The following is a 17,389-nucleotide window of genomic DNA, read 5'->3' as shown; positions in this document are numbered from 1 at the left end:
AACGCCAAAATCAAAGCGTTCAGAAGTCAGTTCAGAGGGGTAAGAAACGTAGAATTCTTCCTGTATCGGCTAACTCAGATATATGCTTAATCTAAGTTACTCCACAACTTTTGGTTTTGATCCCTTTACAAACCAAGCGACCATGAAGTGTTCCGAAAACGCGATGTAGAGATGAAAGAAGTCAGCTGGCGTCAAAAAGATATTTGTATGGCCCTTGGACTTGGCGAAAACTAGGTCAGCCAGGCTTTAAAGAAGAACAAGGAGGCAGGTATGCAGGGGCTTTTGGCTCGGAAAGTAACTGGTCGCACCAACTGGCGAAGCTGGGGGAGGAATTAGAACAGGGTGCACAACATCATGGGTTCAGCGGAGAGGTATGGACCCGTCAGCGAGTGAATGCATGGAGTGAGAGGCTATTTGGTGTAAGCCATGATCCGACTCAGGTAGGCCACATCCTCAGGAAGCTGGGATAGAGCCTTCAGAAACTGGTCAAGAAAGCCCGCTAGCAGAGTATGGCTCAAGTGTTGAAAGAAAAAATTGAGGAGGTTAGAAAAGACACTGAATTACTTGTATCATTTTTGCAGGAAGCTTTTCAAATTATAGAATATAGCCTCAGAAATCTCATTTTGACGATAAATCTCCTTGGAGGGGATACCGTTCTCCTATTGTTTAAGGCTAGAGACTATCTGTATTTCGGTAAACTTCGTTTTTTTCATAGCAGTTCAGCATTAATGAAAATTATATAATATCTAATTTTAAACTATCTGCATTACAGGGATACTTAAAATACGCGATATCTACAACGGTACTTTAACGCTAGAAATACAACAATTGGTTGAGGATACAAAAACCCTCAACGAAGAAAAACAATACCCCCACGTGTGCATATTTCGTCGCGTGTCCGCTACCAATCTTCCACTGTCCGTAAACGGACAAAAATACACTTTCACTTTATTGATAATCAACAACTTAACGCATTGGCACTAAGTTTGAAGCTATTTATTTATCTCCTATATACAGCCATAGAGAAATGAAATAGTAGTTTAGGTTAAGAAAACAGAAAGCACCCGAGTCCTACTTGGGTGCTTTTTTATGGGGTACCATTTTCTAAAATCCCTGCTCAGTGCATTCGGTCGCCGCGTAGGTCGAGGGTTTTCATGATGTGGGCTTCGGCGGCGAGGAGTTCTTTCCAACGAGCGCGTACTTTTTCGGCGGGCAGGTATTCTTCGGCGAGTTCGATAAAATTGCGATAGTGCCCCGCTTCCGAAACCATCAGCTCGTGGTAAAATGTCCGCAAGCTTTCGTCGGCAATGTGCAGAGAAAGAAGTTTAAAACGCTCGCAGCTACGGGCTTCAATCAGCGCACACACCAGCAGGCGGTCGAGAAACACTTCGTCACGGTCACCTTTTTTCTTTACGATTTCTTGCAATCGGTTTACGTATTCGTCTTTGCGGGCGCGTCCGAGTTTATACCCGCGTTTATGAAGTTCTTTGAGCACCATTCGAAAATGCCCCCATTCTTCGGCCACCACGGGCGTCATCACTTCAACAAGTTTTTCTTTTTCTGGAAAATGCACAATCATCGAAATGCAGGCCGACGCGGCTTTTTGCTCACAATACGCATGGTCTACTAGGATTTGTTCCAGCTGCATTTCCGCAATATTGACCCAACGCGGGTCGGTGGGAAGTTCGAGTCCGAGCGTGGTTATCATTTAACAGTTAACAGTTATCATTCAACATTTATCAGTATTCAGTCTCTGTGGCTCTCTGTTTCTCTGTGGTTTATTTTATTAACCACGGAGAGAACGAGAGACCCAGAGGTTAGTTGCTACCAAAGGGCAATTTACCTAAGTCGACATTGCCACCCGTGAGGATGATGCCTACTTTTTTACCTTCAAAGCGCTCTTTGTGGCGGAGCAAGGCCGCAAATGGCACCGCGCAAGAAGGTTCAATAATGATTTTCATACGTTCCCAAATCAGGCGCATGGCAGCGATGATTTCGGGGTCGCTTACGAGTAGAATATCCCTTACATGCAGCCGGATGATTTCGAGGGTTTTATCGCCCAAATTCGTCAGCAGGCCGTCGGCAATGGTGTCAATGTAAGGCGCTTTCTCTATGTTTCCAGTTTTAAAAGAAAGTACGGCATCGGCCGCCCCTTCTGGCTCGCCCGCGATGATTTCGGTTTTGGGTGCCAGATAATGCGCCGCCAGCGCGGTTCCGCTCAGCAGTCCTCCCCCGCCTACGGGTGCCATAATCACATCAAAAGGGCCGTGGTCTTCGATAAGTTCTTTGGTGGCAGTGGCTTGGCCAGCGATAACCCGATAATCATTGAACGGGTGAATCATGGTAGCCCCGTGCTCGGCAATGACCCGCTCTACGGTGCTTTCGCGGGCTTCAAGCGTAGGCTCACACTCAATCACTTCGGCCCCATAGCCGCGTACGGCATCTTTTTTCACCTGAGGTGCCGTGCGAGGCATCACAATGTAGGCTTTGGTTCCGACCAACCCCGCCGCGTAGGCAATGGCCTGGGCGTGGTTGCCGGAAGAGTGGGTGGTGACTCCGTTTTTAAGTTCTTCGGGCGTCAGCGACAAAACGGCATTGACCCCGCCCCGGGCCTTAAATGCCCCAATTTTTTGAAAATTTTCGCACTTAAAATATAAATCAGCCCCACTGACACGGTTCAAAGTTTGGCAGGTCAGCGTGGGCGTATGATGAATGTAGGGCCGAATGCGGTCATGAGCCGCCGTGATAATAGATAGAGTTGGAATCATTTTGCTGAGTTTTGGAAGCGAATATGGTACAAAATGTCGAATTTCGACAAAACAACTCATTTTTTTTCCATCCTTGCCCCTGAGCAAACATACATAAGCCGCGCCCCCAGAAGCGCCTGAACTGAAATCCAGTTTGGGCACCTCGCAGGGCACGGCTTCCTACACTCCAATTACAAACGGGCGCTAGACCGCTTTCCAGGTCATCACTATTTTTACGGGCTCTCCATCCTCTTCTTCTTCAATCTCCACTTTCAGCAGTTTTGAGGAAGCCTCTACTACTTTCCACTCCGAGATGTCATTTTTATCGTCACCGTCTACGATACGGAGCATTTTGGTTTGTTCATTGTAAGTCCATGCACTTGGATTTCCTCCTGCAGGGTCATCGTCGTCGCAGCGCTTGGCGCCGTTTTCTCCTCCAAGTCGGCCTCCTTTTTCAAAAATAATGATGTTGTCTTTATCACAATCACGCAATAAAAACATCAAATCAGGGTCGAGTTTACCATCACCGTCAAAGTCCACGGCGGGATCCATGATGAAAGAAGAAAGCATAAGACGTTTGCCAACAAAAGGCAATCCATTGGCTCCAGGCTCCACTTCGATGTCATTTTTTTTGCACCCAGACACAGTCATGAGTAGGATGGCCATTGCGGCCACCACAAAAGAGTTCATTCGTTTCACAGCGTTTTGTTTTTTATTTTTAAAATGGTTGTAACTGTATATCAGCAAAGCCTAAACACGGCCCGTTGACGCCGTAAATATTGCCCCTAAGAGGGCGCACAACCAATTTAAAACCGACTGAAGTGTCATTTTGGGCGACTGAACTGGCAAAAGAAGTACCGATAAACGTTAGTTCAGTGTCTAAACTCAAGCGTAAAAATTGTGCCTTGGTTCAACTCACTTACTACCGATAATGTACCTTGGTTGGCCCCCACGAGCTCTTTCACCAAAACCAGCCCTACGCCCGTACCCTGTTCGCGGGCCGTACCCATTTGGGATGTTGTTTTGTTGAGTTGAAACAAATTTTGAAGCCGCTCTTCCGACATTCCCACGCCCGTGTCTTCTATCACAAACTGGTGCATGTCCTTTTCTTTAGAATAACTGAGCCTGATTTTACCGCCCGAATGGGTAAACTTGAGCGCATTTTGCAGCAAATTCCTGAAAATAACGGCGGCGTGGTTTCGGTCAACCATTATTTGGACGTTGGCAGAAATCTCATTGACGATTTGAATATTTTTGGTTTGGGCCATAGGCAGCAGCAACTCAATTTCATCTTCAATAATGGACGCAACCTCCACATTCTCCCGCTTGGGGCGAATCCCCCGCATTTGAGAGAGAGACCAATTCAATACATTATCGAGCATGGTATGAACATTATTGAGCTGAACGGTCAGGTTTTTGGTCGAATCCGCAAATTCAGTCTGCGTCAACACCCCCCAATCGGTAAGCATCAGATAATTTTTGAGTCCTGCCACGGGCGACCGTAAATCATGCGACAAAATGGCAAAAAGTTTATCTTTTGTGGTATTGAGTGCCGTTAGCTCCGTTTTTTGACGTTCGATACGCTGGTTGTTTCGTTGCAAAACCACCACAAAACTAATCAGCAGCACCGCCACCACCACCGCCGCAATGAGCCCCATCTGCTGTTCGCGTTTTTGTTGGGCCAGAAGGGTTATTTCCCTTTCTTTTTTTTCTAAATCATAGGCCGATTTCAGTTGAGTCATTTGGAGCTGGCTGTCGCGGGTCTGTCTTTTCTGCGCCAACCACAGCCGAATTTCCGTGAGTTCATTGCCCACCCGAAATGCCTTCTCAAAAGCCTTTTGCTCAGCGTACAAATCTTTTAAATTCCGAAAGATGAAATACAGATGAAAGGTATCTACCTTTGATTTTTGTTTTTCATACGCCAATACTTTCTCAAAAACAGCCTCGGCTTGGGTGTATTTTTCGAGCTTGGTTTCGAGCCTTCCAAGGTCGTTCATGTACACAAAATACCCTTTGGTTTGTTTCAGCTTATCTTTATAAGCGTAGAGCATTTTAGCAAACGACCGGGCTTCGGCCCGTTTGTTTTGTTTTTCGAGCATATCACAATAATCCAAACCACTCGAAAGCCAGCTGTCGATGTCGTGCTCCTTGCACACGTCCATGGCTTTTAATATAAACTGGGCCGCCTCTCCGTATTTTTCTCGATTCTGGTATACATTAGAAATCACTTCGTAGGTGTCCATGATAGTCCGCCAATCTTTCGACTTTTGGGCGTAGGTCACTGCTTCTTCAAAAAAATCATGAGGGTTTCCGATACCTTGGTGCATGGCAATTACCCCTAACAATTGGTAGCCTTTGGCCAAATACACGTAATCTTTGTTATTTTGGGCAACACCCACTGCTTTTTTTAGCCATTGCATGGCCAAATTCTCATCCTGTTGATAATACAAATAACTAAACCCCAACCCGTACATTGCTCGCGCGGTGGCATATAAATCTTTACCCTGTTGGGCCAACGTAAGTGATTGGTTCAAAAAATAAAAAGCAGAGTCGAGATTTTGCTCCCCATAGTGCCGCCCCAATTCGTAAAATAATCGACTACGGCTGCTGTCGGTATGGGCGGTGGCGGCTTGTTGTCGGAGCGCTGGAATCGAAACCTGCGCTTGGATAACTCCGTAAAACAAACTACACACTAAAACAAAAACACAATTGTTTTTCATCAACGTTTTTAAAAATTAAGCACCCTTATAATACCAACCTTGAATTGTCCCAAAAAAACATGTGACAATGAGTTGATAATTATTAAACTTAGACCTCCCAACACCTTCCATTTTACGTAAAATTTACGCCTCTTTAAATACAAAACAAGCCCATTCGCCAACTTCAAGGTTTTTAATTTTAAAATGGGGTTTGGTATACATAATTTTAAACAAAAAATATGGTTTTTTAGCACTGAGCTAATGCCCATACTTAACCAATCAAGTAACATGCTTGGTTGTCTTTAGGTCTTTACTTCCAAGACCGTTTTTACTCAACACTTCATTTTAAATTAAAAGATTCACCCACATGCCCGACTTTTCTCCTTGGCGCTATTGCAACTTACAAAACAATGAGTCGATGCTGCGTCGTCTTACAGGATTAAACCGCCGCCAATTTGAATCACTCCATCCATTTTTTGAAAACAGCCTGAATGACTATTTTAATGAATTTACGCTAGAAGGCACTCCCCGAAATCGTCGCCCGTTTGTTCATGGCAACGCCATCTTTACCGACACCCGCGACTCACTTCTTTTTATTTTGGCGTATGTAAATGGCAATGTGCGGCAGGCTCAATTGGCCGATTTTTTCGGCATCGACCAACCCAAAGTCAGTAAGTACATAAAAATTCTGCGCCCTATCTTATCTCAAGCCATCAAAGCCAACCCAGATTCTCTCTCAAAATACAAAAAAGAGCTTCTGTTTAATAAAATACACAAATAACAAATGCAGCATTATTTCTGGAAGAAAGAACAGCGTTTATCCAACCCTGAAAGCCTGCTCTAACTGCTCCTACTGATCAAATATCCTTCAATGTGCTTGCGGTTGATTTGCGCGCGGTATTGGTCTCCGATGGGTATGAATTCACCCGAGTTAAGCACAATATCATTTTTAGTAATGCTCTTAATGGCACCTCGATAGACCAAATATGAACGATGAACCCTCAAAAATGCGTCACCTTTGAGTTGTTCTTCCATTTTGGTAATCGAAATAATCGGCAGGTAATTTTTTTGTTTGGTCACGATTTGCAGAAAATTGTCTTGCGCTTTCATGTAGAGCACATCATCGTACGCAATCTGCTCATAGTTTAGGTTTTCACGCACGAAAAAATAGGGGGAGACAAAGGCAGCTTCGGGCAAAACGGCCAAGCGCTGCCGTACTTTTTCGATGCTTTGCAAAAAACGATCCAAGTCAAGGGGCTTCAACAGAAAATCAACAGGTGATACATCGTAGCAATCCAAGGCATAATCGCGGTGGGCAGTCACAAAAATAACACAGGGTGCATAGCGGATACTTTTTATAAAATCAAGCCCCGACATTTCGGGCATTTCTATATCGCAAATCAATAAATCCACCTCTTTTTCGGCCATTTTGGCGTAGCCTTCCATCACCGAACCACACACCCCTACCAGTTCGAGAAGGGGGTTCATCTGCACAAATTTGCCCAAGATTTTTTGCCAATTGATGTCATCATCAATAATTAACGTGTTTATTTTCATAGCTTAATAGAGCGAATAAATACAGGCTCGTTTGTTTTTCATTTACCATAATTAAGGATTCACATACCAAAAGGAGTCATTCATCCATTTTCTATTTTTGGGCTTTGTCAAACGCACCTCGGGTTATATCTTTGCATATCCTTTAATAATCAAACTTAATGGTATAAATACCAGATAAGGATATACAAAACTAGCAAACGTCTGTAAAAAACAAACTTTACCTTACTTCTTTTTATACCATTTTACCCTACTTTTTTAAGCATACACACTATTTCAGCATTGTCCGAGCGTCATTTCAGGGCACTGTTCATTTAATAAAGATTTTCTGGGAATGTTCTATTGTCCAAATCAAAAAAGGTATTTTTGATTTGGACAACTTTACTTTTGGAACAATATTGATTTCATAAGAAGGCCCCTCTGAAAAAAGCACTCGCTGGTGTGTTAAATCGGAAGTACCTTTGGCTATGCGACACATCATCAACTTCATCGGGCCACCTGCGGCAGGAAAAACCACCGTCATTCAGGAATTTAAACGACTCCTTCCATTTTATGAGGTACTGGCGATTGATGATTTTCGCCAACGATTGAAGGTCACCACGCCCCAAGAAGAAAATACCGCGTGGAATCAACTTTGGATGGCTGCCCTAAAAGCCGACTACTGCATCCTCGAAAGCACCGGCACATCGCCCCAACTGAGCATGATGCTCGACCGCCTTTGGCGGGCGCCAGGTACCAATATTTTGACGGTGGCGCTGCTGGCATCTCCCCGCACCTGCCGCCAACGCGACACCCAACGCCTGCGCGAAGGACATCAATCTTTTCCCCTACTTTCCGAACCTACGGGTCAGCGTTGGAAACCCCTGTCTGAGCTATCAGTTTCGATGAGTTTAGAGGCCGATAAACTGCCTGCGGCCCAACTCGCCGCTCTGCTCTGCGACCAACTCCCACCCGATTTCATTGATTAATTTCTTTTTTTCTTACTGAAGAGTGTATTGGGAAAGAAGTAGAAATGGCCACAAACCGCATTTATACTTGCGTTGTATAACTCCCAATGCTATGACTCGTTGTCCCAAAACTTTCTTTCTATTTTCTGTCTTACTGATGCCTCTTTCATCCGCCCATAGCCAATCAACCGACTCCCCTAAATTGGTGGCGGAAGGCGCCACAATTCAATTGGTTTCGGAGCAGTTCGCTTTTACCGAAGGGCCAGCGGTCGATAAAAAAGGAAACATCTTTTTTACTGACCAACCCAACGATAAAATCTGGAAATACGACACCGACGGAAAATTATCCCTGTTTATGGAGAAAGCAGGTCGTTCCAATGGACTTTTTATTGACAAAAAAGGGAACATTATTTCGTGTGCCGACGCAAACAACCAGCTGTGGTCCATTAGCCCGAAAGGAAAAACAACCGTGCTATTGGATGGCCATCAGGGGCTAAAATTCAACGGCCCTAATGATTTATGGCTCGACGCGAAGGGCGGCATATATTTCACCGACCCGTACTATCAGCGCGACTACTGGACCCGTAAAAAGCCCGAAATTGAAGGTCAAAAAGTATACTATTTGCCAAAAGAAAAAAAAGAAGCCGTGATTGTGGACGATGCATTGGTACAACCCAACGGAATTGTGGGAACCCCCGACGGCAAGTACCTCTACGTAGCCGATATACGGGCCAGCAAAACCTACAAATACCAAATCAACGACGATGGTACGCTCTCCAATCGCCAATTGCACCTTTCGCAAGGCTCCGACGGAATGACCCTCGACAATCGTGGCAACCTCTATATCACCGGCAAAGGGGTGACCGTGTATGACCCCACCGGAAAGAAAATAGAAAGCATTGCCGTACCAGCGGGCTGGACGGCCAATGTTTGTTTTGGCGGCAAAAACCGTGATGTATTGTTTATTACCGCCTCTAAGGCCGTTTTCACCCTCCAAATGCAGGTGAAAGGGGTTGAATAACTTTTCGTCAGGTTTTTCGTCCCAAAAAACCTGACGAAACCACTAAAAAATAGTACCTGTGAAAATCATGGCGGATAAAAAAGTATTTGCCGCATGGAAGCCACTTTTAGAAGAGTAATACTACTAAACCGCGACGGCTGTCGCACGAAAACCTTTAATTTCTAATGGATAATTTTCACATCAACCGTCGACGTTTCTTACTCGGAACCTCTGCTTCTTTGGCCCTTACGGCAGTCAATGCCAAAGGAGTGACGAACCTAAAATTGGCAAAAACCTACCGCGTAGCGTTGATTGGTACGGGCTGGTACGGCAAAAGCGATTTGTTTCGGCTCATTCAGGTTGCCTCCGTCGATGTCGTTGCGCTCTGCGACGTGGATAAAAATATGCTAGAAGCCGCTGGAAAACTCGTGAGCCAACGTCAGAAATCAGGAAAAGTACCCAAGCTGTACGGCGATTATAAAAAAATGCTAGCCGAAAATCAGTTGGACATTGTGCTCATCGGCACTCCTGACCACTGGCACGCCCTCCAAACCATCGACGCCCTAAAAGCAGGCGCGCACGTATACGTGCAAAAACCCATCAGCGTTGACGTAATGGAAGGAGAAGCCATGGTGGCCGCGGCCCGCAAATACGGTAAAGTAGTACAAGTAGGAACACAACGCAAAAGCACCCCTCACCTCATCGACGCCAAAAAGAACATCGTTGATGCTGGCCTGCTGGGCAAAATATCGCACGTTGAAATGTGTTGCTATTTTCACATGCGCAACAACGGTAATCCGCCGACCGAACCCGTACCCGCGTTTTTGGATTATGAATCATGGACTGGCCCCGCCCCCATGCGGCCTTACGACGGCCTGCCACACATCCGTTGGTGGCGTACCTTCACTGAATACGGCAACGGCATCACGGGCGATATGTGCGTCCACATGTTTGACACCGTTCGTTGGATGCTAAAATTAGGATGGCCTACCAGAATATCTTCACAGGGAGGTATTTATGTACAAAAAGAAGGCAAATCCAATATCTCAGATACACAATCGGCGGTCTTTGAATATCCCGAGCTAAACTGTGTGTGGCAACACCGTACTTGGGGCACGCCCAACAACCCAGCCTATCCGTGGTCGTTTACGCTTTATGGTGACAAAGGCACCCTCTGGGCAAGCACCATGGCGTACGATTTTATCCCGCAGGGAAAAGGCGAGAAAATCCACAAAGATGTGGTATATGAAAAAGAAAAATACCCAGAAGACAATACCGAAGAGCGTATTGAACTAAACGCCGCCCCCGCTACACGCCTACACATGCTTGACTTTATAGCGGCCATCGAAAACGGCGGCCGACCAGTAGCCGACATTGAAGAAGGGCATATTTCTACCGCAAGCTGTATTTTGGCCAACATTTCCATGAAGGTAGGGCGCCCCGTGGTGTATGACCCCAAGAAACGCGAAATCGTGGGTGACCGGGAAGCCAACAGCCTCCTGATTCGGCCTTATCGCCAGCCGTACAAACACCCCGACCCAGCCAAAGTCTAACCCGACAAAAGAGTCATAGTTTTGGAGTTACAGATGAAGGGTGGGGCCATGCCTCACCCTTCATTCGTAATCATAATGTCAGTGATCAGTTGTTTGACCACCAGAACCTCGTCTTGGGTTTGGAGCAACAACCTCGCCACCACCTCAGGATTAAATTCAGTCAGCAGTTCTATTTCTCTAGCCAGCTCGGCCAATGCCAACGTACCCGCCGTTACCGCAGTTCCGTACAATTTATGTCCAATTTTTTTGAGTCCAACAAGGTCTTTCTTATCGGCTTCTTCAAGAAGCGCATTGCATGATTTCTCTAATTCGCTGATTGTCAAACCCAAAAACTCTTCCAATATTTCATTGTCATCACCCACGTATGACTTTATGGTTTCAACATTAAAATGAATACGGGCATCCTGAACAGAACCTCCACCTACCTTTTCGCCTTTTTTGCGGACTCCGCCCGTCCACTTTTCAAACAAAACAATGATAGCTTCTTCAACAAAGGGTTTGGCTATAAAATCATCCATCCCTGCCTCCAGACACTTCTCTTTCTCGCCTTTCAGGTTTCCTGCCGTCACCGCAATAATGGGAATGTGGGCTTCTTGCTGCAACTCTCTGATTTTCTGCGTGGCTTCGTAGCCGTTCATTTCGGGCATCTGAACATCCATAAATACAATATCGGGCAATTCTGTCCGACAGAAATTCAACGCTTCATTTCCATTTATGGCTTCAATAATCACCGCATTGGGCGCGGCTCGTCGAATGATGGTCTTTGCCAGCAGCATATTGACAGGATTATCTTCGGCAATCAAGACGCGAATGACCTCCTTTTCGTGTGCAGGCTCGGCCGCGGGAGCAGTCTCCAACACCACGGGAACCGTTTCGGTTTTTCGATGTAAACGCGAAAGGGTATCGTACATATCCTGCATCTTGATGGGTTTCACCAAACGCTGATTCACCATCAGTTCTTCACAGCCTTTGATGATGGTACCATCATCGGAAGAGCTATGTAGAAGAATAACGGGCTGCTCCTCAGGAAGTTTATTGAAACTATTTCTTATTTTTCGTATTGTTTCCAGCCCATCCATGTAAGGCATGTGATAATCCATCATGATTACATCAAACCTCTTGCCTTGAGCCAGCAGCTGAAGTGCCTCAAAACCGTTTTGGGCTTCTTCAGAATTGATTTGTTTCAACAAAAGCATTTGCCTCAAAATCACCCGGTTATTGTCGTTATCATCCACAATGAGGACATTTTTGACCAAGTCAAGATTTTCCCAGTTGATAGACTCACCGGGCTCCGTTTTTAGGGTCAAATCAAAATAGAATGTACAACCTTGGCCGGGTGTGCTTATCAACTGAAGTTGGCTGCCCATCAATCCCAACAATTTATTGGAAATGGCTAATCCCAATCCAGTACCGCCGTATTTTTTGGTGGTGGAGGCATCTTCCTGCGAAAAGGCCTCGAATATTTTCTCCTGTTTTTCTGGCTTTATCCCGATGCCCGTATCGCGCACTTCAAACCGAAGCGTTACCTCCTCTTGGTTTACGTCGGTTAGGGGTTCAATTTTTAGCTCAACTTCTCCATCTTTGGTAAATTTAACGGCGTTGCTCAGCAGATTCACCAGTACCTGTTTTAGTCGTACTTCGTCAACCCAAATAAAGCGGGGAAGGTCTAACGAAATGTTCAGCAACATCTCCAATCCTTTACTTTGGGCCTGATAGGTAATGATGTCGGCCGTTTGGCTACCAATTTCGAAGAGGTCACATTTGTCAATGTCAAGCTCCAACTTTCCAGCCTCTATTTTTGAGAAATCAAGAATATCATTGATAATCGACAACAACGAGTTGGCTGATTGATTGACAATCGAAAGGTACTGTTGCTGGGTTTCGTTGAGTGTTGTTTTGAGTAATAAATCGGTAAAACCAATGACTCCATTAAGCGGCGTCCGGATTTCATGGCTCATATTGGCCAAAAATTCCGACTTTGCCACGCTTCCCTGCTCTGCTTGCCATTTGGCCTTTTTCAATTCTTCCCGTTGTAGGCATATCTCGGTAATATCTTGGGTAAACATCATGATTCCGCCCACCGAGCCATCAAACTGATACCAAGGCCGCACCTCCCAACGCAAAAACTGGTCGTGGTCCCATCCTTCGGGCCGCCATCGGTCTTCATCATTCTTTTCTACCGCTCCCAAAAGACAGCGGCTGTGGATGTCTTTCCACTCTTGCGATATATTTGAAAAAACTTCGTAGTGACTCAATCCCAGCACATTCCGACCGTTTAGTTGATACTCTTCCATCCAACGGTTGCTCACGGCAATGTAACGAATATCTCTATCAAACATGGCTACCGCTGCTGGAGCGTGCTCCACAAACGCAAGCAGCCGGGCTTTTTCGATAAATAGGGCTTGCTCGGTTTTTTTACGGTCGGTGATGTCAATAGCGACGCCCAGAAAACCAATGACGATTCCCTCATTGTCGCGGATAGGATGAACGACCAAAGAAACCTGGATTCGTGTACCATCTTTTTTGATATACGTCCACTCTCGTTGTTCGGAGCCTTCAAGTTCTGCCTTATGGATAAATACCCTCGACATTCCAACTGGCTGCCCATACTCCACGCTAAGTTCGTCGCAACGGCGCTGAACCTCTTCAAAATCATGCAGTACAGACGGAGTCACTTTACCAATCAACTCTTCAGCTTTATACCCCAACATCTGTTCGGCCCCTCGGTTGAAAAGCGTAATCATTCCATTGGCATCCGTTGCAATAATACCCACCTCCAACGCCGACTGGAGTACATCATTGAGGAGTTTTTGGGAACGTTTGGTTTCAATAAGGGCTTTTTTCTGAACATCAATGTCCTGAAACGTTCCGAATATTCGTCGGCATTTCCCATTTTCAAAATCAGCATTCCCTAATGTCCTGACCCAACGCTCGTTGCCCTTTGCAGTAATAATTTGCAATTCGAGGTCGTAGGAAGTTCCCGTTTCAACTGCTTTCGTAAATGCCTCGATGATTTTAGTTCGATTAATCCCCTCCTTATAAAAATTGATTGCCGTGGTTACATCAGGCTCAAAGTCGGGGCTTACTTCATGGATTTCTTTGGTAACATCCGACCAGAATATTTTATTTTTGACCAAATCAAGCTCCCAACCACCCACTCGGGCTATTTGGTTGGTTTGTTCGAGCATTTCTTTGGTTTGTTTTAAATCTACTTCCAATTGATGCCTTTTGGTGATGTCAAGCGCATTGCCAATCACATAATACTCACCGTCTGCGCCTTTCTCCCGGATGTTATTAAATATCCATATTCTCAGCGAGCCGTTTTTATCCAGCGTATGCATCAATCCATTGGATTTTCCGTCCTTGGCAATGGTTTGGAGGTATTTTGTCAGGGCTTCTTGGGCATTTTTTGGCACAATATCATACAGGCTCATGCTTTGGATTTCGGCTACAGTGTAGCCCAAAATACCCGCCCCCGCTTCATTGACCGAGATAAAATTACCTTTTAGGTCATGGGTGCACATCAACCCTTGCGAATTCTCAAAAAATGCTCTGAATCGGTCTTCACTAAGTTTGAGTTTTAATTCCTTTTCTTTTTCCGCCGAAACATCCCTCGCGATGGCAAAAATACTTTCGGTAGAAAGTTCGGGCGTAGCAGCCCATTCCAAGTGTTTGTAGTTCCCCTCTTTGGTCCTGAATCTATAGCTAAAACTCCCCGTCATTTCTCCTTGCGCCAATTTAGCTAATTGTGCTTGCGCGGTTTCTACATCGTCTGGGTGAACAAATTCAAAAAAAGGAGTTTCTAAGAGGTAGCGATCTTCCCAGCCAAGCACTTGTTGAAAAGCGGGATTAACCCGTTTGAAATAGCCATTTGTGCCCGCTACGCAAATCAGGTCGTTGGAAGAGTTAAAAAGTTTTTCAAAATGCGCCTGTTCTTCCCTGTTTCGTCGCTCCACAATCAATGAAATCGCAACCTCAGCCAACAATTGCAGAGAACGTTGTTGTTTCTCTGTAAGTTTCCCAGGGTGATCATCAATTACACAAAGCGACCCCAAAGCATAACCATTGGGGTCTGTCAGTGGATATCCAGCATAAAAACGAATGTTGGGATCGGAGGTTACCAGCGAATTATCTTTAAAACGCTCATCGAGTGTTGCATCCTCGACTTCAAAAATCTCAGTACCCATAATAGCATACTGACAAAAAGCTAGACTTCTATCCGTTTCGGTTACGCCAAGGCCAGTCCTAGCCTTAAACCACTGTCGGTCTTCGTCAATTAACGAAACAAGCGATATCGAAGTACCGCATATCATAGAGGCCAACTCGGTGAGCCGGTCAAATTCAGCTTCGGGTAGTGTATCTAAGATTCGATAATTCTTAAGTGCTTTTAATCGTTCACTCTCGTTTAAGGGTACTGGTAAGTTCTCCATTTATGGTTTTTGAGTTCTCGCAAGTTAGATTTCGTCATCAAGAGTTGGGGGCACAACCAGACTGATTGACATTATTCCAAAAAACAATTTGAATTAAAAAAGAGCCAATCTAAAAATGATGGGAAGCCGCATTTTCAAATATACTGATTACAATTCATGATATTGGGTGGCTAGACAAAAGTAATGACAAGAAGATATATTTCTAATAAGTTTCCTGAAAAATTTATGTCGGGTTACTGACCCACTTTTGTTTAACAAACAATCTTGAACCCTACATTAGCTATCATCAACTCGGTAACGACCATACCACCAATACCCAAAGAATGATTCACCTGAGTAGGTAAAAAGATGTAGTTTATGGATGAGGTCTTTTAGGTTCCCGCTTAGGTTTTACCTTATTAGTCTAAAACAAGCAGCCTGCCAGAAAAGCTTTTATCAATAATTTATGACTTTTATGGCTCGTTAAGGCATCTTTTTCCAGTACACAATATACATCCTGAAAAGGAAGTTTTCCTTCTTCAATGTATTGATGCGCAACGGGGTTTTGTTGATTATCTTTCAACACCCAAACGTCTTTTCCAGACAAATTACCACGATTTACAGCATGACTCCCGTATTTTAATAAATCGGTAATTGGCAAACAAACAAATTCATTTTTCATAACAAGTTGAGTATTATACGTATAATCTTTCTTTAACCCGAACGCGCCTATAATAGGACATAACTAATGAACTAAAATTAGTACATTAAACGCAATAATTTATCAAGTTATCAAAATTTAAGTTTGAAGTTATGTCAGGAAAATATCCTGACCATCAAAAGCTTACCCTAAAATTACACTTCAAACATTCTATTATTCTATCGTAACTACCTATCCACAATACTGTCAAGCCATTGCTTTAAAACATTGTATTTAAAATATTTACCCAAACTGGCAAATAGTCACTATACCATGCTTCTTACGTCTTCCCCCCTCTTAAGCTTTTTGTTTGTACTCAATGTATACCACACTGAAATAGTTTTTTTTGAAAACAACAACAACCTAACTCTATACTATATACGTTGACTTATTTGGATATTAAATCGTCAAGCCATCAAAAAGCAAACCTAGTGTGCCACGGCCAAAAATGGCAGTGTAAAAGGTATAATATACCCAAACGTCAATCTTTTTCTATGCCCTTATTTTATCCCTCTACTTACATAAAGTATTTTGCACAAAAAACCCCGCAGTGATTATAAACTGCGGGGTTTTCAACTAATTGTACATAGACAAGAAGTAAACTCAAGTCTTGCCGTAGTAACGCTGTACCATTCGCTTTCTTGCCCAAGGCCCATTAAAATTGATTTCTCTCCCCGAAAAAAAATTGCTAAAAATGGACTAAAATGCCATTCTTGGCATCGGACTAATGGTTTGTTCAGAAAATTCTCCTTTTAAATATTTAAAGTGGGCCGCCATGGCAATCATGGCAGCATTGTCGGTGCAGTACTCAAAACGCGGGATGTATACCTTCCAATGCTCTTTCTCCCCTGTTTCGAGCAACGCCTTCCGCAGGCCAGAATTGGCCGAAACTCCGCCCGCAATGGCAATTTCCGAAATCCCCGTTTGTTTAGCGGCTTTGCGCAGTTTTTGCAACAGCATTTTGATTAAGGTATGCTGCACACTCGCACAAATATCGGCCATGTTTTCTTCCACAAATTGCGGATTGTTTTTCATTTTATGTTGCAAGAAATACAAAATGGAGGTCTTGATTCCGCTGAAGGAAAAATTGAGCCCGGGCATTTCAGAGAGAGGAAACGGAAACGCGAGCGGGTTCCCCTGTTGGGCGTATTTATCCACCAATGGCCCGCCCGGATATGGAAGATTGAGCAGCTTTGCGGTTTTATCAAAAGCCTCCCCCACGGCATCGTCTTGCGTTTCGCCGATGATTTCCATGTCGAGTGCGTCACGTACTAACACAATTTGGGTGTGTCCTCCGCTCACGGTCAAACACAAAAACGGAAAGGCAGGACAAGGCGCTTCAATGAAATGCGCCAGCACATGCGCCTGCATGTGGTGTACTTCAATCAAGGGCACTTTTAGCCCCAAAGCCAGAGCTTTGGCAAAGGAAGCACCGACCAATAATGCCCCCAAAAGCCCTGGGCCGCGCGTAAAGGCGATGGCATTAAGGTCTTTTTTGCTTACTTTTGCATCTTCAAGTGCTTTTTCGACCACTGGCAGGATGTGCTGCTGGTGCGCGCGGGAGGCGAGTTCGGGCACGACTCCGCCGTATTTTTGATGAATCACCTGCGTGGCTACAATGTTGGAGCGTAGTTGTCCGTTAGAAATTACGGCCGCCGAGGTTTCATCACACGAAGATTCTATGGCTAATATAGTTGTCATTTCGCTTGAATATTTGTTAATTGTTATCCGTTAAGGGTTAAGTGTGAATGGGTTATTCATAAAAAAGCTTTTAACTGAC

12 protein-coding genes are annotated in these 17,389 nt (G+C 44.6%); 4 read left to right on the top strand and 8 right to left on the bottom strand.

Annotated features, from left to right (window positions below):
- Positions 1-1,117: 1,117 nt before the first annotated feature.
- The 4 genes from NCI00_RS16795 to NCI00_RS16780 form a co-directional block, all read right to left on the bottom strand.
- Positions 1,118-1,708 (bottom strand): MiaE family protein, encoded by a 591-nt coding sequence (locus tag NCI00_RS16795; RefSeq protein ID WP_253529402.1) that lies wholly within the window; start codon positions 1,706-1,708, stop codon positions 1,118-1,120.
- 109 nt (positions 1,709-1,817) lie between these two features.
- On the bottom strand, positions 1,818-2,768 hold the full coding sequence (locus tag NCI00_RS16790; protein WP_166559960.1) for a threonine ammonia-lyase: 951 nt from the start codon (positions 2,766-2,768) through the stop codon (positions 1,818-1,820).
- 183 nt (positions 2,769-2,951) lie between these two features.
- Complete coding sequence (locus NCI00_RS16785; RefSeq protein ID WP_166559959.1) at positions 2,952-3,437, bottom strand: hypothetical protein; 486 nt, start codon at positions 3,435-3,437, stop codon at positions 2,952-2,954.
- A 182-nt stretch (positions 3,438-3,619) separates the two neighbouring features.
- A complete protein-coding gene (locus NCI00_RS16780) occupies positions 3,620-5,467 on the bottom strand; it encodes a tetratricopeptide repeat-containing sensor histidine kinase (protein ID WP_253529401.1) in 1,848 nt (615 codons plus the stop codon).
- Between the two features lie 346 nt (positions 5,468-5,813).
- Between NCI00_RS16780 and NCI00_RS16775 the strand changes: the two genes are divergently transcribed.
- Positions 5,814-6,227, top strand: coding sequence for a transposase family protein (locus tag NCI00_RS16775; RefSeq protein ID WP_253529400.1), 414 nt, complete (start codon positions 5,814-5,816; stop codon positions 6,225-6,227).
- A 59-nt stretch (positions 6,228-6,286) separates the two neighbouring features.
- On the opposite strand, the gene NCI00_RS16770 is transcribed toward NCI00_RS16775, so the two are convergent.
- A complete protein-coding gene (locus NCI00_RS16770; protein WP_253529399.1) occupies positions 6,287-7,003 on the bottom strand; it encodes a LytR/AlgR family response regulator transcription factor in 717 nt (238 codons plus the stop codon).
- A gap of 464 nt (positions 7,004-7,467) precedes the next feature.
- Here NCI00_RS16770 and NCI00_RS16765 point away from each other — a divergent pair, with 464 nt between their 5' ends.
- The 3 genes from NCI00_RS16765 to NCI00_RS16755 all read left to right on the top strand — a co-directional run bounded on the left by NCI00_RS16765 (position 7,468) and on the right by NCI00_RS16755 (position 10,500).
- Positions 7,468-7,968: an ATP-binding protein gene (locus NCI00_RS16765; RefSeq protein ID WP_253529398.1), complete on the top strand. Its 501-nt coding sequence runs from the start codon at positions 7,468-7,470 to the stop codon at positions 7,966-7,968.
- 136 nt (positions 7,969-8,104) lie between these two features.
- A complete protein-coding gene (locus NCI00_RS16760) occupies positions 8,105-8,968 on the top strand; it encodes an SMP-30/gluconolactonase/LRE family protein (protein WP_253529396.1) in 864 nt (287 codons plus the stop codon).
- A 164-nt stretch (positions 8,969-9,132) separates the two neighbouring features.
- On the top strand, positions 9,133-10,500 hold the full coding sequence (locus NCI00_RS16755) for a Gfo/Idh/MocA family protein (protein WP_253529393.1): 1,368 nt from the start codon (positions 9,133-9,135) through the stop codon (positions 10,498-10,500).
- A gap of 53 nt (positions 10,501-10,553) precedes the next feature.
- On the opposite strand, the gene NCI00_RS16750 is transcribed toward NCI00_RS16755, so the two are convergent.
- The 3 genes from NCI00_RS16750 to tsaD form a co-directional block, all read right to left on the bottom strand.
- Positions 10,554-14,930: a PAS domain S-box protein gene (locus NCI00_RS16750; RefSeq protein WP_253529390.1), complete on the bottom strand. Its 4,377-nt coding sequence runs from the start codon at positions 14,928-14,930 to the stop codon at positions 10,554-10,556.
- Positions 14,931-15,333: 403 nt separating this feature from the next.
- Complete coding sequence (locus NCI00_RS16745) at positions 15,334-15,591, bottom strand: hypothetical protein (RefSeq protein WP_253529387.1); 258 nt, start codon at positions 15,589-15,591, stop codon at positions 15,334-15,336.
- A 717-nt stretch (positions 15,592-16,308) separates the two neighbouring features.
- Positions 16,309-17,310, bottom strand: coding sequence for a tRNA (adenosine(37)-N6)-threonylcarbamoyltransferase complex transferase subunit TsaD (tsaD, locus tag NCI00_RS16740; protein WP_253529383.1), 1,002 nt, complete (start codon positions 17,308-17,310; stop codon positions 16,309-16,311).
- Between the last annotated feature and the right edge of the window lie 79 nt (positions 17,311-17,389).

Origin of the sequence: Runella salmonicolor (genome assembly GCF_024158025.1) — a bacterium.
Lineage (GTDB): Bacteria > Bacteroidota > Bacteroidia > Cytophagales > Spirosomataceae > Runella > Runella salmonicolor.
Note: the sequence above shows the minus strand (reverse complement) of the source record. Positions and strands in the feature narration are given on the sequence as shown.

Bases quoted from the DNA above. Each gene is read 5' to 3' on its own strand.
- tsaD (WP_253529383.1), bottom strand. From the start codon at position 17,310: ATGACAACTATATTAGCCATAGAATCTTCGTGTGATGAAACCTCGGCG.
- NCI00_RS16745 (WP_253529387.1), bottom strand. From the start codon at position 15,591: ATGAAAAATGAATTTGTTTGTTTGCCAATTACCGATTTATTAAAATAC.
- NCI00_RS16755 (WP_253529393.1), top strand. From the start codon at position 9,133: ATGGATAATTTTCACATCAACCGTCGACGTTTCTTACTCGGAACCTCT.
- NCI00_RS16790 (WP_166559960.1), bottom strand. From the start codon at position 2,768: ATGATTCCAACTCTATCTATTATCACGGCGGCTCATGACCGCATTCGG.
- NCI00_RS16785 (WP_166559959.1), bottom strand. From the start codon at position 3,437: ATGAACTCTTTTGTGGTGGCCGCAATGGCCATCCTACTCATGACTGTG.
- NCI00_RS16750 (WP_253529390.1), bottom strand. From the start codon at position 14,930: ATGGAGAACTTACCAGTACCCTTAAACGAGAGTGAACGATTAAAAGCA.
- NCI00_RS16775 (WP_253529400.1), top strand. From the start codon at position 5,814: ATGCCCGACTTTTCTCCTTGGCGCTATTGCAACTTACAAAACAATGAG.
- NCI00_RS16795 (WP_253529402.1), bottom strand. From the start codon at position 1,708: ATGATAACCACGCTCGGACTCGAACTTCCCACCGACCCGCGTTGGGTC.
- NCI00_RS16770 (WP_253529399.1), bottom strand. From the start codon at position 7,003: ATGAAAATAAACACGTTAATTATTGATGATGACATCAATTGGCAAAAA.
- NCI00_RS16780 (WP_253529401.1), bottom strand. From the start codon at position 5,467: ATGAAAAACAATTGTGTTTTTGTTTTAGTGTGTAGTTTGTTTTACGGA.
- NCI00_RS16760 (WP_253529396.1), top strand. From the start codon at position 8,105: ATGCCTCTTTCATCCGCCCATAGCCAATCAACCGACTCCCCTAAATTG.
- NCI00_RS16765 (WP_253529398.1), top strand. From the start codon at position 7,468: ATGCGACACATCATCAACTTCATCGGGCCACCTGCGGCAGGAAAAACC.